The 1,816-nt window shown below is 60.5% G+C and carries 2 protein-coding genes; both read right to left on the bottom strand.

All coding sequences use genetic code 11. The annotated features are described in order from the left end of the window. Window positions 1-127: 127 nt before the first annotated feature. Window positions 128-691 (bottom strand): recombinase family protein, encoded by a 564-nt coding sequence (locus ACHHZ7_RS25335; protein ID WP_003799980.1) that lies wholly within the window; start codon window positions 689-691, stop codon window positions 128-130. 932 nt (window positions 692-1,623) lie between these two features. Further along, window positions 1,624-1,816: hypothetical protein (locus ACHHZ7_RS25330; protein ID WP_210906155.1), on the bottom strand; the 193-nt coding region annotated here is incomplete at its 5' end.

Below are 1,816 nucleotides of genomic sequence, written 5' to 3'. Positions count from 1 at the left end.
GGAAAGAGTTTTTACCCAGATCGATACCAATGAGCGCAATGTTTTCCATGATAGTTCTCCGAATGAAAGCCTGTCCTCAGCATAGTACCGGGAAGGAGGGAGTGACCATCTCATTAAATAAAGCACGTTAAGCTCCAATTTCGCGCAGGTACTGGTACAACGTTTCGCGGCTGATGCCAAATTCACGGGCCAGCTTTGCCTTTTGCTCGCCGGCCTTGACGCGTTGCAGAAGTTCAGCGGCGCGTTCGGGCGAAAGCGCTTTCTTGCGGCCCCTGTATGCTCCGCGCTGTTTGGCGAGCGCGATGCCTTCCCTCTGTCGCTCGCGGATCAATGCTCGCTCGAACTCGGCGAACGCGCCCATGACCGACAACATCAAGTTCGCCATCGGCGAATCCTCACCGGTGAAGGTCAGGCATTCTTTGACGAACTCGATGCGCACACCGCGCCTGGTCAGCTTTTGCACAAGGCGGCGCAGGTCATCGAGGTTGCGGGCCAAGCGATCCATGCTGTGCACCACCACCGTATCTCCTTCGCGCACGAAGGCCAGCAGCGAGTCAAGTTCCGGGCGCTGGGTGTCCTTGCCCGATGCCTTGTCGGTGAATACCTTTCCGACTTCGACCTGTTCCAGTTGCCGCTCCGGGTTTTGGTCGAAGCTGCTGACCCGGACGTAGCCGATACGTTGACCTTGCAAGATGCCCCCAAACAGAAAAGTGTCAGGAATAAATCTATGACCTTGCGCAGCTTGTGTCAATAAATTAAGCGATGGAGTCTATCCGGACGTTTCTGGGTAGGCTGTCCTGACGTCCGGTTAGGGCATACTTCAACTGGACACCATTCCAGAAAGACCAAGCATGGCATGGCCTGCCGCTGTCTTACCGTGCTTTATTTCCCGTTTTCTCTATCGACCCCTTCAAGTGGAAAGGGGGTCAAGGGCCGTAGGGGTGGCTGGCGCGGCCCGCAGCCGAAGGCGAGGACACGGGCCACCCCGGAGGGCGAAGCGAACCCTTGACGCCCTTGGAACGCCCCAACGCTCACCGGCAGGGGGCAGGAGAAGCAAGCGAAGCGCCGCGCAGCCTGCACCCCTGACGACAGAGGGCGACTCGCTCCCCTTCCCAGCGGGAAGGGGCGGGGGGGATGGGAGAGGGTGGCGAACCAGGGCGGCTTGTCGAGGCCACGGGCGGTGGCCTGTCCTTTCTTGAAGACCTTGTGGCGGTGGCGTATGGATGCGGGCGGTTCTTGGCCTGGGCGGTGGTGCCGCGACCGGGGGCACCATCCGGCCCCCTTTGGGGGCCTCGATATGCGGGTGAGCGCGTAGCGCGAGGGGTGCAGCGAAGCGAAACTCCTGGGGGATGCCGGGTGGGAGCGCGAAGCGCGGGCGGAGGGCCGCTTGCGGCCCGCAGGAGCCGGCAGGGGGCTTGCCCCCTAAGAGGCGGAGCGGTCTTTGGTGGGCGCTGCGTTTTCCACAGCGAGCGGCCCTCCAACTATCGGTTAAAGATAAAGGTAAAAACTAAAGGCATAACCTATCGGTTTAGGGGGGGTCTGATTAGGCACGATCAGGGGGTCTGATTAGGCATGGAAAACGCACCCTTGGGGGGTCTGATTAGGCATGGTGGGGGGGTCTGATTAGGCGTGGACAACTTCACCAACTAACAGGCTTGCCAACAGGCTGACGGGGGGTGCTTCCGCCCATGTCGTTTTCAGAAGACGGCTGCACTGAACGTCAGAAGCCGACTGCACTATAGCAGCGGAGGGGTTGGATCCATCAGGCAACGACGGGCTGCTGCCGGCCATCAGCGGACGCAGGGAGGACTTTCCG

The sequence above is a fragment of the Citrobacter freundii complex sp. 2024EL-00216 genome (assembly GCF_043945515.1).
GTDB classification, from domain to species: domain Bacteria; phylum Pseudomonadota; class Gammaproteobacteria; order Enterobacterales; family Enterobacteriaceae; genus Citrobacter; species Citrobacter portucalensis.
This window is presented reverse-complemented; position numbering and strand designations above follow the sequence as displayed.